Genomic DNA, 13,703 nt, shown 5'->3' with positions numbered 1-13,703 from the left:
GTAACAGTGTTCGAACACTGTTACGCACTCACGACCATCTCAGGCCGAGCACCGAGGACAGGTGCGGGGCATGCCCTGCCAGCCTTCACGGCGCAACACTGCGATGACCTCCTGCGCCACGCCACATGGATCAGTGCGGACGTCGTGCCAGCCATAGGTCAGACGTGCCCTCGCTGCCAGCTCGGCAGCGTTGTCGCGTCGCCGATCTCGAAACGCGATGCGTCGCGTTTCGTGGAACTGCCGGCCGTCCAGACGCACGGTCAGGCGCACCCCTGAGTCGTCGTAGACCACGTCTTCCCAGAGGACGACGTCGTCGACCACGAACGGAGCCTGCCGCTTGCCCGTCGGCAAACCATGTGCCTGCTCCACGTTCCTCAAGTACTCGGTTTCCAGGACGGAGAGCGCACCACCTGCTAGCAGGTGCAATGCCTGCTTCAACGCTTTTCGGTAGCGGTACGGCGGTCTGAACTCGAGCTGTGCTTGCACTCTCCACACAGCTAGCCGGTTGGCCCCGACCAGCTGCACAAGGCGATCGCGTGCCGCAGCGGGAGTCGGCTCGGCAACTGCCATGTCGATCACGGTGTCTTCGCGATTCGTCCGTGGCGGTTCCGATGGAGCGACGATGTGGTGGAACGCGCGAGAGCGGTGCACCTGGACGATCGGCAGCTGCGAAACAGCGGATTTCTTGTACGGCACCGTGATGTGCACCGGCGAGTCCGCTGCGATCGGCAGCATCCCCCACTCCTCGGCAGCGGTGCGGTGGCTCAACACCGCCCAAGGACCGCCGTAGCACAGCGCCGCACTGATCAACGAAGATCTCGGCAGCGGCCCGGTGAAGACCGCATACACATCCGGCAACACCCGCTGCCACCGCCGTGCCTCGATCTGCGCATTCGCGAAGTCCTGGGACAGCCCGAACTCACGAAGCTGCTCGTTGGAGACCACTCCGCACTGGGAGTCCAGGACCTTCGTCCACCGCTCCTGCTCCACTGAGGACAGTGACACATGACGGGACCACTTCGATTTCGTCAACATGTCGTCCAAGATCCGCAGATGGCATGTTTTCCGCCAGCACCAAACCAAAATCTGTGGATCAGTCCATCGCCTGTGGACAACTCGCACCCACCGAACGGGTCTGCCGATTCAGCTGGTCCGGTTCCGCACCCAGTCGCGCATCAGCGGCTGGATCTCGTCGAGGAAAGCGGACTTCGCGCGCGTGTAGTCGTCGTAGTCCGGTGCGTCCGCATGCTGCTCGGCCAGGTCGCACTTGATCTGTTCGTAGCGACTCGCCTGCTCGGGGTGGTGTCGAAGCCAGTCGCGGAACTCGACGACGAACGCGGCGAACGGAGAATCGGTTCGCCGGACGTGCAGGATGGCGGCCTCGGCGGGAGCGTGGAAGAGCCGCTTCTCGTAGAGCGCGGCATCAGCACGATCACCCGGCCTCGGGGTGTCCCGGTAAACGCCCGGGGAATCCCGCCGCGCGCCACGAGCAGGGACGAAGGGCGTCGGCGCGAGAGCGTCGGCGAGTTCCGCCAGATCCGGCAACGACGGCATCCGCACCTGCAAGTCCACGATCGGCTTCGCCGCGAGGCCCGGTACCGCGGTGGAACCGATGTGCTCGTAGACGAAGTGCTCGGCCCCGGCAAGAGACGCGAACGCCGACCGAACCCCGCGGAGCAGGTGCTCCGCCCGAGCAGGCCAAGCCGGATCGTGCTCGACGACAACGGCAGACGGCATGCGGCGACGCTACCAACACCCCGGCTCAGCGCCTTCGAACCGTGCGCCGGGCGTCGTACCGGCGGAAGGATTCGAGTGCCGTGCGGATTCGGTTCAGGGCGTTGTCGATCCACGGCAGCGCGACGGGGTCGGCTGATCGCAGGGCTTCCCAGCGCTGTTCGTCGGTGTCGCCGTAAAGCAGGCTGGTTGCGACTCGGAAGCGTGGTGCGGTCGGGTCGTCGCCGAAGGCCGAGCCGGTGAGGACGCCGATCCCGTGGTGGTCCAGGAGGTGATCGGCGACGGCGTCTGCGCCTTCGATGCCGTGCTCGGCCAGGTCGGCGGCGAGGGGGCTGAAGTCGGGGTAGAGGTAGAAGGCGGCGGTCGGTTTCCGGCAGCTGGCGCCGACCGCGGTGAATTCGTGGTGCACCGCGGTGGAAACGGCCTCGTGCAGGGCTCGGCTCGACGCGATGTGCGCCGTGACCTCCGCGGGTTCGTCGAGGACGTGCGCGGTCACTTCCTGCATCGGTGCGGCCAGGCTCGACCAGACCTCGCTGGCCAAGCCGATCACGGTGTCGAGGGTTCGGGTGCCGAGTTCGCCGGTGGGGAAGCGGGCGAAGCCGATGCGCCATCCGCCCAGGGCCATGCTCTTGGACAGGCCGCCGGTGACGAAGCAGCGGTCGGGGATGTGCACCGCGGGGGAGATCACTTTCTCGGGTTGGTAGGCCACGTCCCGGTAGATCTCGTCGGAGATCACCGCGAGGTCGTGCTCCTCGGCGATGGCGCACACCCGCTTGATGAGCTCCGCCGAAGCGACAGTGCCGGTGGGGTTGTCGGGCAGCGTCAGGACCAGGACCCCGGGGTTGCCGCCCTCGCGACGGGACCGGGTGAGGGCGTCGGCGAGCAGGTCCGGGTCGGGGACCCCGCCGGCCTCCTCGGCGACGTCCACCCAGAGGACGCGCTTTCCGGTGAGCGCGGCCTGGGCCGCGTAGGTCACCCAAGAGGGGCGGGGCAGCACGACGTCGCCGGGCAGCGCCGCGATCAGCGCGTACAGCAGGGCTTTGCTGCCCGGTGCGGTGACGATCTGGTCGGCTGCGGTGGGCAGGTCGCGGCGGGTGAAGTAGCCGGCCGCCGCCTCGCGGACGCGGGCGTCGCCCACGACGGGACCGTAGCCGTTGCGCCCTGCGGCGTCGCGGAGCACGTCGGCGACCGAGGGGAGGACGGGCAGGCCTGCTTCGCCGAAACCGAGGTGGACCACCTGTTCCCCGGCTGCGCGCCGGGCCGCCAGCCGTTCGTTGATCGCCAATGTCGCCGAGTGGGCAACCACGTCGTCCTCCTTCGCACCGCACACATCCTGTGCAAAAAATATTGCACAGACCGACCGCAATGCCAAGAACATGTCGAACGTGCAACCTGCTTTGCAGGGCGAGCGAGCGGGTGAGCATCATGTGTGCATGCCCGCCGAGAAGCACGCACCGGAGACCTTCGACGAACTCGCCGCACTGCTGCGGGCCAGGCTGCCCGGGCTCACCCGATCCCAGCGGCTCCTGGCCGAGCGGGTGCTCGCCGATCCCGAGGGCGTGGCCTTCATGACGGTGACCGAACTGGCCGCGGCCATCGGCGTGAACGAGTCCACTGTGGTCCGCTTCGCCACCGGACTCGACCTGGACGGTTTCCCCGGTCTGGTGCGCTTGTGCCGGGAGCGGCTGCGGGAACAGGCCCAGCTGCTGCGCAGGTTCGCCAACCTCGAATCGTTCGCGGCCCAGGCCCGGCATCCCATCGAGCTCGCAGCCGCCTTCGACCAGGCCAACATCACCCGGAGCATGGCGCGGGTCGACCGGCCCGCCTGGCAGGCGACGGTCACCGCCCTCGCCGAGGCGCCCCGGGTTCACGTGATGGGGCTGCGCAAGTGCTACTCGGTGGCGCACCTGCTCGGGTACCTGCTCGGTCTCGTCCGCGAGGACGTCTCGGTGCTCGACGGTGCGCACGGCACGCTGACCGACCAGCTGCGCCGCGTCCGCGAAGGTGACTGCTTCGTCGGCATCTCCATCCACCGGTACTCCGCCGACACGGTGCGCGCCTTCGAGTGGGCATCCGGGAGGGGTGCGACCGCGGTGGCGCTGACCGACAACCCCGCATCACCGCTGGTCCGCACAGCCGAACACGCCTTCTACCTCGACACCACGGGGGTGTCGGTGCTGCGCTCGATGACCGCGTTCGTCGCGCTCGTGCAGGCGATGGCCACCGCCGTCGCGGCGGAGCGCGGAACCGAGGCGCGCTCCGCCCTGCTCGTCGAGGAGGAACTGCTCGACTCGTTCGAGGTCTACACGCCCGGCAGCGACGATCGATGACAGTCCGACGGGGGCGGTTCAGTGCAGGATCGCGAGCTCGACGGCGTAGACGGCCAGGGAGACGAACAGCAGGATCCACGAGCTGTAGAGCACGCGCTTGAGCGCAGTGGAGCGGGCCATGCCGACGGGCGCGATCATGTTGACGCCGGGCGCCGGGCCGTAGGTATCGGCCTGCGCGGAGGCCAGCAGCACCACCGACCACGCCGGAACCGGAACGCCGAGAGCGGCGGCGGTCGGGCCGAAGATCTTGTCCACCAGCACCACCTGCGCCGCTGAAGCGCCCTGGATGCCGAGCCAGCCGATCAGCCCGACGATGATCAGGAAGGCGAACGTGCCGAGCGCCTGCAGGTTCCCGCCCCACTGCGCCATCAGCACCTCGTACGGGTTGATCTCCTCGGTGATCAGGAACAACGCGCCGAGCAGCCAGAACATCAGCAGGAAGTTGAACAGCCGGCCGCAGCCCTCGTAGAGGGCGGTCAGCAGTTCGGTGGCCTTCAGGCGACCGGCGAAGCCCGCGACGGCGGCCATGACGAGCAGGGCTAGAGCGGCGAACGCCGTGCCGGGGCCGGCGATGACCGCGTACGCCACGATCGCGACGAAAGCGACCAGGAACGCGACGGTGCTCGCGCGGGCGTGCGCGGGGATCTCCGCGCTGCTGTCGGCCTCGTCCTCTTCGCTGTAGTAGTCGTCCGCGTCGACCGGGTTCCGCAGGTTCCAGCGGACCAGCGCGAAGCCCGCCGCGAAGCACGCCACCGCCAGCGGCCCGCCCGCGGTGAGCACGAAGTCGGGGTAGGAGATGCCCGAAGCGGTGCGGATCGCGACCATCGAGCCGACGAACGGCGCGACGAACATGCCGCAGGTCCCGCCGACGAACAGCATGAGCGCGGTACCGGACTTGGTGAAGCCGAGCCGCGCGGCGATCGGGATGACCAGCGGTGCGGCCAGCGCGAACGCGCCGATGAGCGTGCCGAGCGCGACCACCAGGACCGCGCTGGCCAGCATGATCCCCAGCTGGGCGCGCGCCGGGGAGTCGTCACCGAGCTTGCGCATGATCATGCGCACCAGGTCGGCGGCGGCTCCGGTGCGCAGCAGCACTTCGCCGAGTCCGCCGCCCAGGACGATGATCATGCCGATCGCCAGCACGTCCGAGCCCAGCGCATCGCCGAGGAAACCGGCTGCCTCCGCGGGGTTCGAACCGAGGACGAGCAGAGCCGACGCGCTGGTCACGACGGCGGCGATCACGATGTCCAGATCGATCAGCAGCAGCACGACGAACAGCCCGAGCGGCAGCAGGCCCCACAGGGTCGGGGGCTCGGTCAGCGGTCCGAGCACCGCGCTGGCGATCAGGCCCAGTGCGACGAGCCCGCCCTGGATCCTGCGGCGCACGGTGTTCGCGCGTGCCGGGGCCGTGTCTCCTGCGTCGAGGGTGCGGTCAAGGCTCATGCGGGTCCTCCGAGGGCGCGCCACTGGGCATGTTCGAGGAACCGTACTCAATCGAATTTGCAGTGTCATTACACAAAGCAAACTCTCTTGCATATAGCGTTCCGCGTTGCCTACTGTGAGCCATGCTTTCGAGTGCTCCAGAACGGCTGCTGGTGCGCGGCGGCCACGTGGTGGACCCGGCCTCCGGTGTCGATGGCGTCTGCGACGTCCTGATCGAGGACGGCAGGGTGGTCGAACTGCGCCCCGAGCTGCCGGCGGCGGGGGCGCGGGTGGTCGACGCCGATGGCGCATACGTCCTACCGGGCCTGGTCGACAGCCACGTCCACCTGACCCACCTGGCCAATCCGCACGCCGTCCGGACCAACGCCCACGAGCGCCTGGCCAGGGCCGGTGTCACAACAGCCGTCGAGTTCTTCGACTTCGCCAGCGCGCTGAACCAGTGGCCGGCATCCACTGCGGGCCTGACCGTGTTGGGGCTGCAGGGAATTCGGTCCCACCAGGGCACGGCGTCGCAGGCGGTGGTCCGGGACGAGATCGCTGCGGCGTTGAAGGGTGGCGCGATCGGGGTGAAGATCCTCGGCGGTCACTTCCCGAACTCGCCGGACACGTCCGCCCGCGTGATCGCCGAGTCGAACGAACTCGGCGCCTACTGCGCTTTTCACGCCGGCACGACGCGCCACGGCAGCAACCTGGACGGCATGCGCGAGACCGTCGAACTCGCGGACGGCAACCCGGTCCACGTCGCGCACACCAACGCTTACTTGCGTGGCGCGACGGCGGACGTGGACGCGGAGAACCGCGCCGCCCTCGACCTGCTGATGGGTGCCCGCCGGGTGGTGAGCGAGGCCCACCTCGCCGAGTTCAACGTCTGCGTGGGCTCGATGACCAACGGGGAGCTCGACGACCACATCGTCATCAACTGCCTGCGACTGGGTGGTTTTCCGACTGGTGCGGCAGGGCTGGAGAAGGCGTTCCTCGCCGGGTACGCGCACGTGCTGCACGACGCCGGGGCTGAACCCGCCCATGTGACGGGGGAAGAGGGTCTGCGGTTGTGGCGCCAGGACCCGGGCGGAACGATGCTGAACTTCCCCGTCAACAACAGGTTCTCGGCGTTCTACCAGTCCTGCGCGCGCGTCGGTGCTACCGGTTCGCTGAGCTGGAGCGGAGACGGCGAGTTCGTCGTCGACGCGATCTCCTCCGACGGAGGATCCTGGCGCAACGTCATCCTGCGCCACGGATTCTCCCTGGTCCGGTTCGGCGCGCTGACCACGAGCCAGCTCGTCGACAAGGCGTCCCGTCGACCAGCGCAGCTCTTCGGCCTCACCGCGAAGGGGCACCTGAGCCCCGGCGCGGACGGCGACGTGGCCGTCGTGGAACCGAACACCGGCGAGGTCCGCCTGACGATCGCGGGCGGCCGGGTCGTGTTCGACGGCGAGAACGTCGCCAGCAGCGGCGGAAAGGTCCTCACCACCGCAGAAGGCGCAGCCGCCATCACCGCCCACGGCATCACCGCCGAGGTCATCGACCTCGAAACCAGCACCTTCCGAACCCGGATCACCCGCCAACCCGCACCTGCCGCCTGAAGCTCGACCGGACCAAGCGGTGGTGACGTCCGTCGATTCTGCTTGGGACCGGCTCTTCTGATCGACCGAACCGTGCCGTCGAAAACGCTGCCAATTTCCGGAGAAATCGTCTCGCGCGGGGGTCAGTCGTTCTGCTGGGTTGCGTTCTGGTGTTGTTCGAAGAGGAGGCCGTAGCGGTCGATTCGCCACAGCTGGCAGAGGACGAGGACTGCGGTGCCGAGGATCAGCGGCCAGACGTCGAGGGCGGTGAGGCCCCAGGTGATGAGGGCGAAGCCGAGCATGCCCGCCGCCATCAGGAGGCGCAGCACGATTCGGTGTGCTGCCGGGGCTTTTCCTTCGAAGTGGAGCTTTTCGCCGTAGATCCCACGGGCCGCCCAGCTGTTCGGTTCGACCGGGCCGAAGAGGCGGACGTTCAGCCAGAGGAGCCAGACCAGGACGGCGCCCACGCCCGCGAGCGACCACCAGCCGATCCAGTCGCGGCTCCAGACCGCCAGCTCGAAGACGGGGATCGCGGCGAATCGGGTCCACACGCTCCACGGGTTGGCGTGCCGCTTCCACGTCTCATCGGTCATGCCGTGGGCTTCTGCAACCACGTTGCTCGCGCTCATGGCTGTGCGTCTCCTTCGACGACGGGACATGCGGTGCGCATCTCCACTGCCATGACCGTACAGAATTTTCAGAAATTTGTGAACAGTCTGAATGTTGGGGATTCGTTGATAGGCTCTGGTGCGTGGATACCGAGCAGCGGCTGCGCGACGCGGCCGAGAAGTTGGCGCTGACCCTTTCGCAGGGCGGCATGCAGAAGACGACCGCTCGGGTGATGACCGCCCTGCTCTACACCGAGCAGGAGTCCATGACCGCCGCTGACCTGCGCGATCAGCTGGCCATCAGCTCCGGGGCGGTGTCCGCGGCGGTCAAGCAGCTGATCCCGCTCGGCCTGATCGAGCGGGTTCCGGCTCCGGGCAGCCGTCGCGACCACTACCGCTTCCGGCGCGGCGCTTGGGCGAGCCTGATGTCGCAGCAGAACGCGATCCTGCAGGTCATGGTCGCTGCGGCCGAGGAAGGCCTCGATGCGGCGGGGGACGAGGGTGCCACGGCGCGGCGGCTGCACGAGATGAAGGACTTCTACGCCTACATGGCCGAGCAGCTGGTCCCGCTCATCGACACCTGGCGCGAGAAGTACGCCGCCGAGCACGGCTGACGATCAGGTGCCGGTCCAGTGCGGGGGTCGTTTCGCGAGGAAAGCGGTGACGCCTTCGGTCGCGTCGGCTGATGCCCGGGCCCGTTCTTTGGCGGTGGACGTTTCGAGCCAGCGCTGTTCGTCGTCGGCCGGGTAGGCCGCTTCCACCGCGCGCAGGGTTTCCCGGACCGCGATCGGAGCTTGGGCGGCGATCCGCCCGGCGATCGCGAGAGCTTCGGGGAGGGCTGCTCCTAGTTCGGTCAGCCGGTTGACCAGGCCCAGGTCGTATGCGCGTTGGGCGGGGAGGGGTTCTCCGGTGAGGAGCAGTTCCCTGGCGATGTTCAGCGGGAGGGCTCGCGGAGCCCGGAACAGGCCTCCGCACTCGGCGATCAGGCCGAGGCCGACTTCCGGGAACGAGAAGAACGCCGTCCGCGAAGCGACGATCATCGTGGTGGCCAGTGCGATCTCGAACCCTCCGCCGGCCGCGGCACCCTCGACCGCGGCGATCAGCGGTTTGCCCAACTCCCGCCCGGCGATGCCGTAGGGGCCGCCGCGTTCGGTGGGTTCGCCGGCCCAGACCCGGATGTCGGTGCCGGCGGAGAAGAAGTCCGGGCCGCCGGTGAGGACTGCGGCCAGAACCGAGTCGTCGTCCTCGAACTCGTTCAGCGCTGCGTCGAGGGCCTGGGTCATCGCGCCGTCGAAGGCGTTCCGGCGTTCGGGCCGGTCCATCGTGAGGACCTGGACCGCGCCCTTCCGCTCCACTCGCACCGCCACGATGTCGCTCCTCAGCTCGGCACTGGCGTTCAAGCCGGGATTCTAAGGGCCGGTACGGGTTCCTCTGGCGTTCAGCAGAAGCTGCCTGTTTCGTCGGTCAGTTCGCCGAGGCGGGTTCCGACGTGTCCTGGGGAGTCTTCGAGGGCGTCCAGGCGGCGGTTGATCTCGGCCTGGACGACGAGTGCTTCGCGGCGGTGCCGCTGCACCAGGTCCCAGCGCTGCTGTTCGAGCGCGTGGTTCATGCAGAGCTCGGCCAGCTTGGCGCGGCGGTCCAGTTCGTCCAGGAGGCAGGACGCGAGCGGGAGGTCGCGGGAAGGGGACATGGTCACACCCCGATTCGTCGGTGGATGTCTGGTCGTCCTGCCATCCACTGTGACGGCCGACACCATCTCCACGGGCGAGATGAACTACTCAATCATGCCGATGCGCATGGCCTGAGTAGTGCGCTGAGCTGGCGTGTTGGGGTTCCGTACGCTTCGGGGTGACCTGACCGGGACCAGACGGGAGCAGCTGTGGGGATCGACGCGCCGGTGATCACGATTGGCGAGCCTGGTTCGTTCGCGTGGAAGGTCTTCCACGAGCGGCACCCCGCGATGATCGAGCAGGTGTGCGCCGCGACGCCCTACGGCGCCGAGGTGCGGAGCAGGCTGGCGGAACTGCTGTGCGAGACGACGACCGGAGCCGTCTCGCCGCTCGACGACGAGGCGCCGGACCACGACCGGTGGACGGCTTGGACCTCCGAGTGGGTCGGCGAGCGGTGGGCGGAGACGCCGTTCCTGTGGGCGGAGAGCTACTTCTTCCGCAAGCTGCTCGCCGCCGTCGGGTACTTCGAGCCCGGGCCGTGGTGCGGCGTCGACCCCTTCGCGCCGATGAAGACCGCCGAGCTCCGCAGCGATACGACCACCGCGACGCTCAAGGCCTTCGACGCCCTGCCCGGGCTGGCACCGGACGAGCGCGACGCCGCCGTGGTGCGGGCTGCGGTGTGGGGGAACCAGGCCGACCTCGCGTTCCAGCTGTCGACGGGGATCTCCGGTACTGCGGGGCTGGTGAGCGGCGGCAGCCAGGAGTTCTGGTCGCTGTTCGACGCGGCCGGTCCGGTCCACCTGGTCGCCGACAACTCCGCCGGCGAGCTCGCCGCCGACCTGGCGCTGATCGACCACCTGCTGACGACCGGCCGCGCGGACCGCGTCGTCCTGCACGTCAAACCGACCCCGTACTACGTCTCCGATGCGACGCCGGCCGACGTGCTCGGCGTCCTGCGGTACCTGGTCGAACTCCCCGGGGAGGTCAGCGCGATCGGGCAGCGCGTGTGGGACGGGTTGCGCGACGGGCTGATCGAGGTGCGCGCGCACCCGTTCTTCTGCGCGCCGCTGGACTACCGGGCCATGCCGGACGACTTGCGGGAAGAGCTCGCCCCCGCCGCGGTCACCATCCTGAAGGGCGACCTGAACTACCGGCGCCTGGTCGGCGACCGGCTCTGGCCCGCCACCACGCCGTTCGACACCGCGGTGTCGTACTTCCCGAGCCCGGTGGCCGCGCTGCGGGTCCTGAAGTCCGAGGTCGTGGTCGGTCTCGACGACGCGACCGTCGCGGAGCTGGGCGAGGGGAACTGGCGGACCAGCGGCTCCCACGCGCTCGTGCAGACCGCCCGGCCCGCCTGATCGGTCAGCTGCCGCCGGTGCGGAACTTGTCGATCATCCGGCGGTCCCGCTTCGTCGGGCGCCCGGCACCGCGCTCGCGGCGGGCCACCGGTGCCGCGGACTCCGGCGGCGGGGCCGGGGTCCGGTCGATGTAGCAGGTGGCGGCGTCGGCCGCGCCGACGCGGCGCAGGATCACCCGGACCACCTCGACGGTCTTGGTCCGGTCACCGACGCGCGCCCGGACCTCGTCGCCGGGATGCACGGCGGTCGCGGGCTTGGCCGGGCGGTCGTTGACGCGCACGTGCCCGCCGCGGCAGGCCGCAGCGGCGTCCGGCCGGGTCTTGGTCAGACGGACGGCCCACAACCAGCGGTCGACACGGGTGGATTCCACAGCACTACATGATGGCACGTCACCCCGAAGTGGTCCGTCGACCGGCTGATGTTCATGAATCCGCGTTGCGGACGACGGCCACCGGGCACTGTGCGTGGTGCAGCGCCCCCGCTGCCACCGAGCCGAGGAACAGGCCGCGGAACCCGCCCATGCCCCGGTTGCCCACGACGAGCAGGCGCGCATCGCGGGCGGCATCGGTCAGCCCGGCGACCGGGTGGCCGCGTTGCACGACCTCGTGGACCACGACGTCGGGGTGCTTGTCCCGCAGGTCCGCGGTCGCCTCGGTCAACGACCGGCGGATCTTGCCCTCCACCTCGTCGCGGAAGCTCGGCGCGAGCGGCGCGTAGAGCAGGCTCTCCTCGTGCCACGCCTGGAACGCGACGAGGTCGGCGCCGAACCGGGCTGCGGCGTCGAACGCGAACTCCAGCGCGACGCGGCTGTGCTCCGAACCGTCCACGCCGACCACGACCGGGCCCGAGGTCGCCGGGACGTCCTTGCGCACGACGACGACCGGGCAAGCCGCCCGGGTGGCGACGCCGAGGCTCACCGCGCCCAGCAGCGCACCGGTGAAACCGCCCAGACCGCGGGCGCCCAGGACCACCAGCTGAGCTTCCGCGCTCTGGCGCACCAGCACCTCGACCGGGCGACCGGTCCCGACTTCGGAGGTCACCGCCAGGCCCAGGTGGTCGGCGCGGCACCGGTTCGCCGTCCGCCGCACGGCCTCCTCGGCGTGGTCGGCGCGCATCGGGTCGTCGTTGGCGATCACGACGTGCAGCGGGGCGTGCCTGCGCTCGGCCTCCTCCGCCGCCCACTCGGCCGCGCGAGCGGAGCTGTCCGAACCGTCGACACCCACCACAACAGCAGACATGGCGAACTCCTCGGCCTCGCATTGGCAGCACGCGCACCTCGGGTACCCAGATCTGTCAGCTGCGTGTCAGGCGGGCGTCCAGCGACCAGGTGCCCGCGCCGACGATGAGCAGGAAGACGAGCCCGAACAACTGGCCGAGTTCAGCGCGGGCGTCGCTCGCGTACTGCCAGAACCCGTGCTGCAGCAGCACGGGCACCTTGGTGAAGACCTCGGCGCCGATCATGTCGACGATCATGGGCAGGGTCGCCAGCCTGGTCAGCAGGCCGATGATGATCAGGACCCCGCAGCCGATCTCGAAGCCGCCGTCGAGGTAGGCCCACACCTCCGGGGCCGGGAGCGGGGTCTGGGCGGCGAAGCGCCCGGGCCCCAGCTTGGCCGGGAACAGGAACTTCTGGATGCCTTCGGACAGGAAGATCCCGCCCACCACGATCCGGATCAGCACCACCGCTGCCGGGGCGGTCGTGCCCATCACGCGCGTTCGGAAGTCCATGCTGATCACCTGCGGGCTGGTGGTTCGAAGCGCTGCTGGCCGGGGAACCACCAGTTCGGCGGTGGTGGTCTGGTGTCCGGTTCCCAGCTGAGGTCGGCGCCCGCGGGCAGGGTGGCGGTGAGGCTGTGGTCGGCCAGCACGCGGGTGATGTCGGAGGGCGAGACGATGCCGCGGAGCCGACCGTGCTCGCTGACGAGGATCCGGCCGCGGCTCGCCTCGTTCATCCGGGACAGCACGAGGGCCAGCGGTTCCCCGGGCTCGGCGGTCGCGACCTCGGCCAGCGGACGGGCCACCTCGCGCAGCACTGTCCCGCTGCGGTCTTGCACCGGGACGGCTCGGAGGTCGTTGAGCGCCACGAGCCCGCTCAGCTGCCCGCGCTCGTCGAGCACCGGGAAGGTGGAGTGCCGGTGCGTGACGGCGGAGTCGTGGAAGAACTGCTCCACCGGCTGCGCGGCCGCCACGGTCTCGACCGGGGTGGACATCACGGTGCCGACCTCGATCCCGGCCAGCGCGAGACCGATGCGGGCCTGCCGCTCCTCGGCGGAGGCCATGTTGACCACGAACAGCCCGATCAGCACCCACCACAGCCCGGCGGTGCTGCGCGCCAGCACCTCGACGACACCGGCGGCGATCAGCAGGAAACCGAAGCCGCGCCCGGCCCACGCCGACCACACCGCGGCCCGGAACCGGTCGCCGCGCCAGGCCCACAGCACCGCCCGCAGGATCCGTCCGCCGTCCAGCGGGGCCGCGGGGATCAGGTTGAACACCGCCAGCACGGCGTTGAGCACCGCCAGGTAGCCGAGCACGGCCACGATCAGCTCGTCGGCGGCCAGCTCGACGGCCAGCCAGCTGCCCGCGCCGAACACCAGCGCGAGCACCAGGCTGGCGGCCGGGCCGACGGCCGCGATCCGGAAGTCGGCCCCGGACGTGCGCGCTTCACCTCGCAGCCGGGCCACCCCGCCCAGCAGCCACAAGGTGATGCCCTCGACGGCGACGTCGTTGCGCCGGGCGACGACCGAATGCGCGAGCTCGTGCACCAGCACCGAGCAGACCAGCAGCACCGCCGCAGCGATCCCGCTGACCGCGTAGGCGAGCGGTGGGTGCCCGGGCAGGTCGGCCGGGAGCACGTAACCGCCCAGGCTGACGGCCACCAGCGCCAGGATGCCGATGACGCTCCAGTGCAGTCCGACGCGCACCCCGGCGTAGCGCCCCAGTGGAACCGTTTCCTTCATCTGCGCCACTTCCCACCTGCGGGCGATCGCCGAGCCCG

Annotated in this window: 15 protein-coding genes; 4 read left to right on the top strand and 11 right to left on the bottom strand. The window is 69.6% G+C overall.

What is annotated here, in order from left to right:
• Nucleotides 1–39: 39 nt before the first annotated feature.
• From ABTZ89_RS05365 to ABTZ89_RS05355, 3 genes are all read right to left on the bottom strand, one after another.
• The gene (locus tag ABTZ89_RS05365; protein WP_270949323.1) at nucleotides 40–1,035 is read right to left on the bottom strand and encodes a hypothetical protein; all 996 of its coding nucleotides are present in this window, start codon (nucleotides 1,033–1,035) and stop codon (nucleotides 40–42) included.
• Between the two features lie 108 nt (nucleotides 1,036–1,143).
• Nucleotides 1,144–1,737 (bottom strand): GrpB family protein, encoded by a 594-nt coding sequence (locus tag ABTZ89_RS05360; RefSeq protein WP_351040496.1) that lies wholly within the window; start codon nucleotides 1,735–1,737, stop codon nucleotides 1,144–1,146.
• A 25-nt stretch (nucleotides 1,738–1,762) separates the two neighbouring features.
• Nucleotides 1,763–3,040 (bottom strand): pyridoxal phosphate-dependent aminotransferase, encoded by a 1,278-nt coding sequence (locus ABTZ89_RS05355; RefSeq protein ID WP_351040493.1) that lies wholly within the window; start codon nucleotides 3,038–3,040, stop codon nucleotides 1,763–1,765.
• Between the two features lie 127 nt (nucleotides 3,041–3,167).
• Here ABTZ89_RS05355 and ABTZ89_RS05350 point away from each other — a divergent pair, with 127 nt between their 5' ends.
• The gene (locus ABTZ89_RS05350; protein ID WP_270947248.1) at nucleotides 3,168–4,064 is read left to right on the top strand and encodes a MurR/RpiR family transcriptional regulator; all 897 of its coding nucleotides are present in this window, start codon (nucleotides 3,168–3,170) and stop codon (nucleotides 4,062–4,064) included.
• Nucleotides 4,065–4,082: 18 nt separating this feature from the next.
• Here ABTZ89_RS05350 and ABTZ89_RS05345 read toward each other — a convergent pair whose 3' ends face one another.
• Complete coding sequence (locus ABTZ89_RS05345) at nucleotides 4,083–5,507, bottom strand: Na+/H+ antiporter NhaC family protein (protein WP_351040490.1); 1,425 nt, start codon at nucleotides 5,505–5,507, stop codon at nucleotides 4,083–4,085.
• Between the two features lie 122 nt (nucleotides 5,508–5,629).
• Between ABTZ89_RS05345 and ABTZ89_RS05340 the strand changes: the two genes are divergently transcribed.
• A complete protein-coding gene (locus tag ABTZ89_RS05340; RefSeq protein ID WP_351040487.1) occupies nucleotides 5,630–7,090 on the top strand; it encodes a hypothetical protein in 1,461 nt (486 codons plus the stop codon).
• 122 nt (nucleotides 7,091–7,212) lie between these two features.
• On the opposite strand, the gene ABTZ89_RS05335 is transcribed toward ABTZ89_RS05340, so the two are convergent.
• Nucleotides 7,213–7,698: a DUF6653 family protein gene (locus ABTZ89_RS05335; RefSeq protein ID WP_270947251.1), complete on the bottom strand. Its 486-nt coding sequence runs from the start codon at nucleotides 7,696–7,698 to the stop codon at nucleotides 7,213–7,215.
• A gap of 122 nt (nucleotides 7,699–7,820) precedes the next feature.
• On the opposite strand from ABTZ89_RS05335, the gene ABTZ89_RS05330 reads away from it, so the two are divergent.
• Nucleotides 7,821–8,291, top strand: coding sequence for a GbsR/MarR family transcriptional regulator (locus ABTZ89_RS05330; RefSeq protein WP_351040484.1), 471 nt, complete (start codon nucleotides 7,821–7,823; stop codon nucleotides 8,289–8,291).
• Nucleotides 8,292–8,294: 3 nt separating this feature from the next.
• Here ABTZ89_RS05330 and ABTZ89_RS05325 read toward each other — a convergent pair whose 3' ends face one another.
• Complete coding sequence (locus ABTZ89_RS05325) at nucleotides 8,295–9,077, bottom strand: enoyl-CoA hydratase-related protein (protein ID WP_351040481.1); 783 nt, start codon at nucleotides 9,075–9,077, stop codon at nucleotides 8,295–8,297.
• Nucleotides 9,078–9,115: 38 nt separating this feature from the next.
• Nucleotides 9,116–9,367: a hypothetical protein gene (locus ABTZ89_RS05320; protein WP_351040479.1), complete on the bottom strand. Its 252-nt coding sequence runs from the start codon at nucleotides 9,365–9,367 to the stop codon at nucleotides 9,116–9,118.
• A 189-nt stretch (nucleotides 9,368–9,556) separates the two neighbouring features.
• On the opposite strand from ABTZ89_RS05320, the gene ABTZ89_RS05315 reads away from it, so the two are divergent.
• Entirely contained in the window at nucleotides 9,557–10,705 is a 1,149-nt protein-coding gene (locus ABTZ89_RS05315) for a damage-control phosphatase ARMT1 family protein (protein ID WP_351040476.1), read from the top strand.
• Between the two features lie 4 nt (nucleotides 10,706–10,709).
• Here the strand turns inward: ABTZ89_RS05315 and ABTZ89_RS05310 are convergent, their stop codons facing one another.
• Genes ABTZ89_RS05310 through ABTZ89_RS05295 form a run of 4 tightly spaced genes read right to left on the bottom strand, consistent with a single transcriptional unit; the run spans nucleotide 10,710 to nucleotide 13,665 of the window.
• Nucleotides 10,710–11,075, bottom strand: coding sequence for an RNA-binding S4 domain-containing protein (locus ABTZ89_RS05310; protein ID WP_270947256.1), 366 nt, complete (start codon nucleotides 11,073–11,075; stop codon nucleotides 10,710–10,712).
• Between the two features lie 52 nt (nucleotides 11,076–11,127).
• A complete protein-coding gene (locus ABTZ89_RS05305) occupies nucleotides 11,128–11,943 on the bottom strand; it encodes a universal stress protein (RefSeq protein WP_270947257.1) in 816 nt (271 codons plus the stop codon).
• A gap of 55 nt (nucleotides 11,944–11,998) precedes the next feature.
• Nucleotides 11,999–12,433 (bottom strand): DoxX family protein, encoded by a 435-nt coding sequence (locus tag ABTZ89_RS05300; RefSeq protein ID WP_270947258.1) that lies wholly within the window; start codon nucleotides 12,431–12,433, stop codon nucleotides 11,999–12,001.
• A 5-nt stretch (nucleotides 12,434–12,438) separates the two neighbouring features.
• Nucleotides 12,439–13,665, bottom strand: a complete 1,227-nt coding sequence (locus ABTZ89_RS05295; protein WP_351040498.1) for a site-2 protease family protein — start codon at nucleotides 13,663–13,665, stop codon at nucleotides 12,439–12,441.
• Between the last annotated feature and the right edge of the window lie 38 nt (nucleotides 13,666–13,703).

The sequence above is a fragment of the Saccharopolyspora sp. NPDC002686 genome, from assembly GCF_040295745.1.
GTDB lineage: Bacteria > Actinomycetota > Actinomycetes > Mycobacteriales > Pseudonocardiaceae > Saccharopolyspora > Saccharopolyspora oryzae.
The sequence above is the reverse complement of the archived record's forward strand: the minus strand, read 5'-3'. Positions and strand labels throughout refer to the sequence as shown.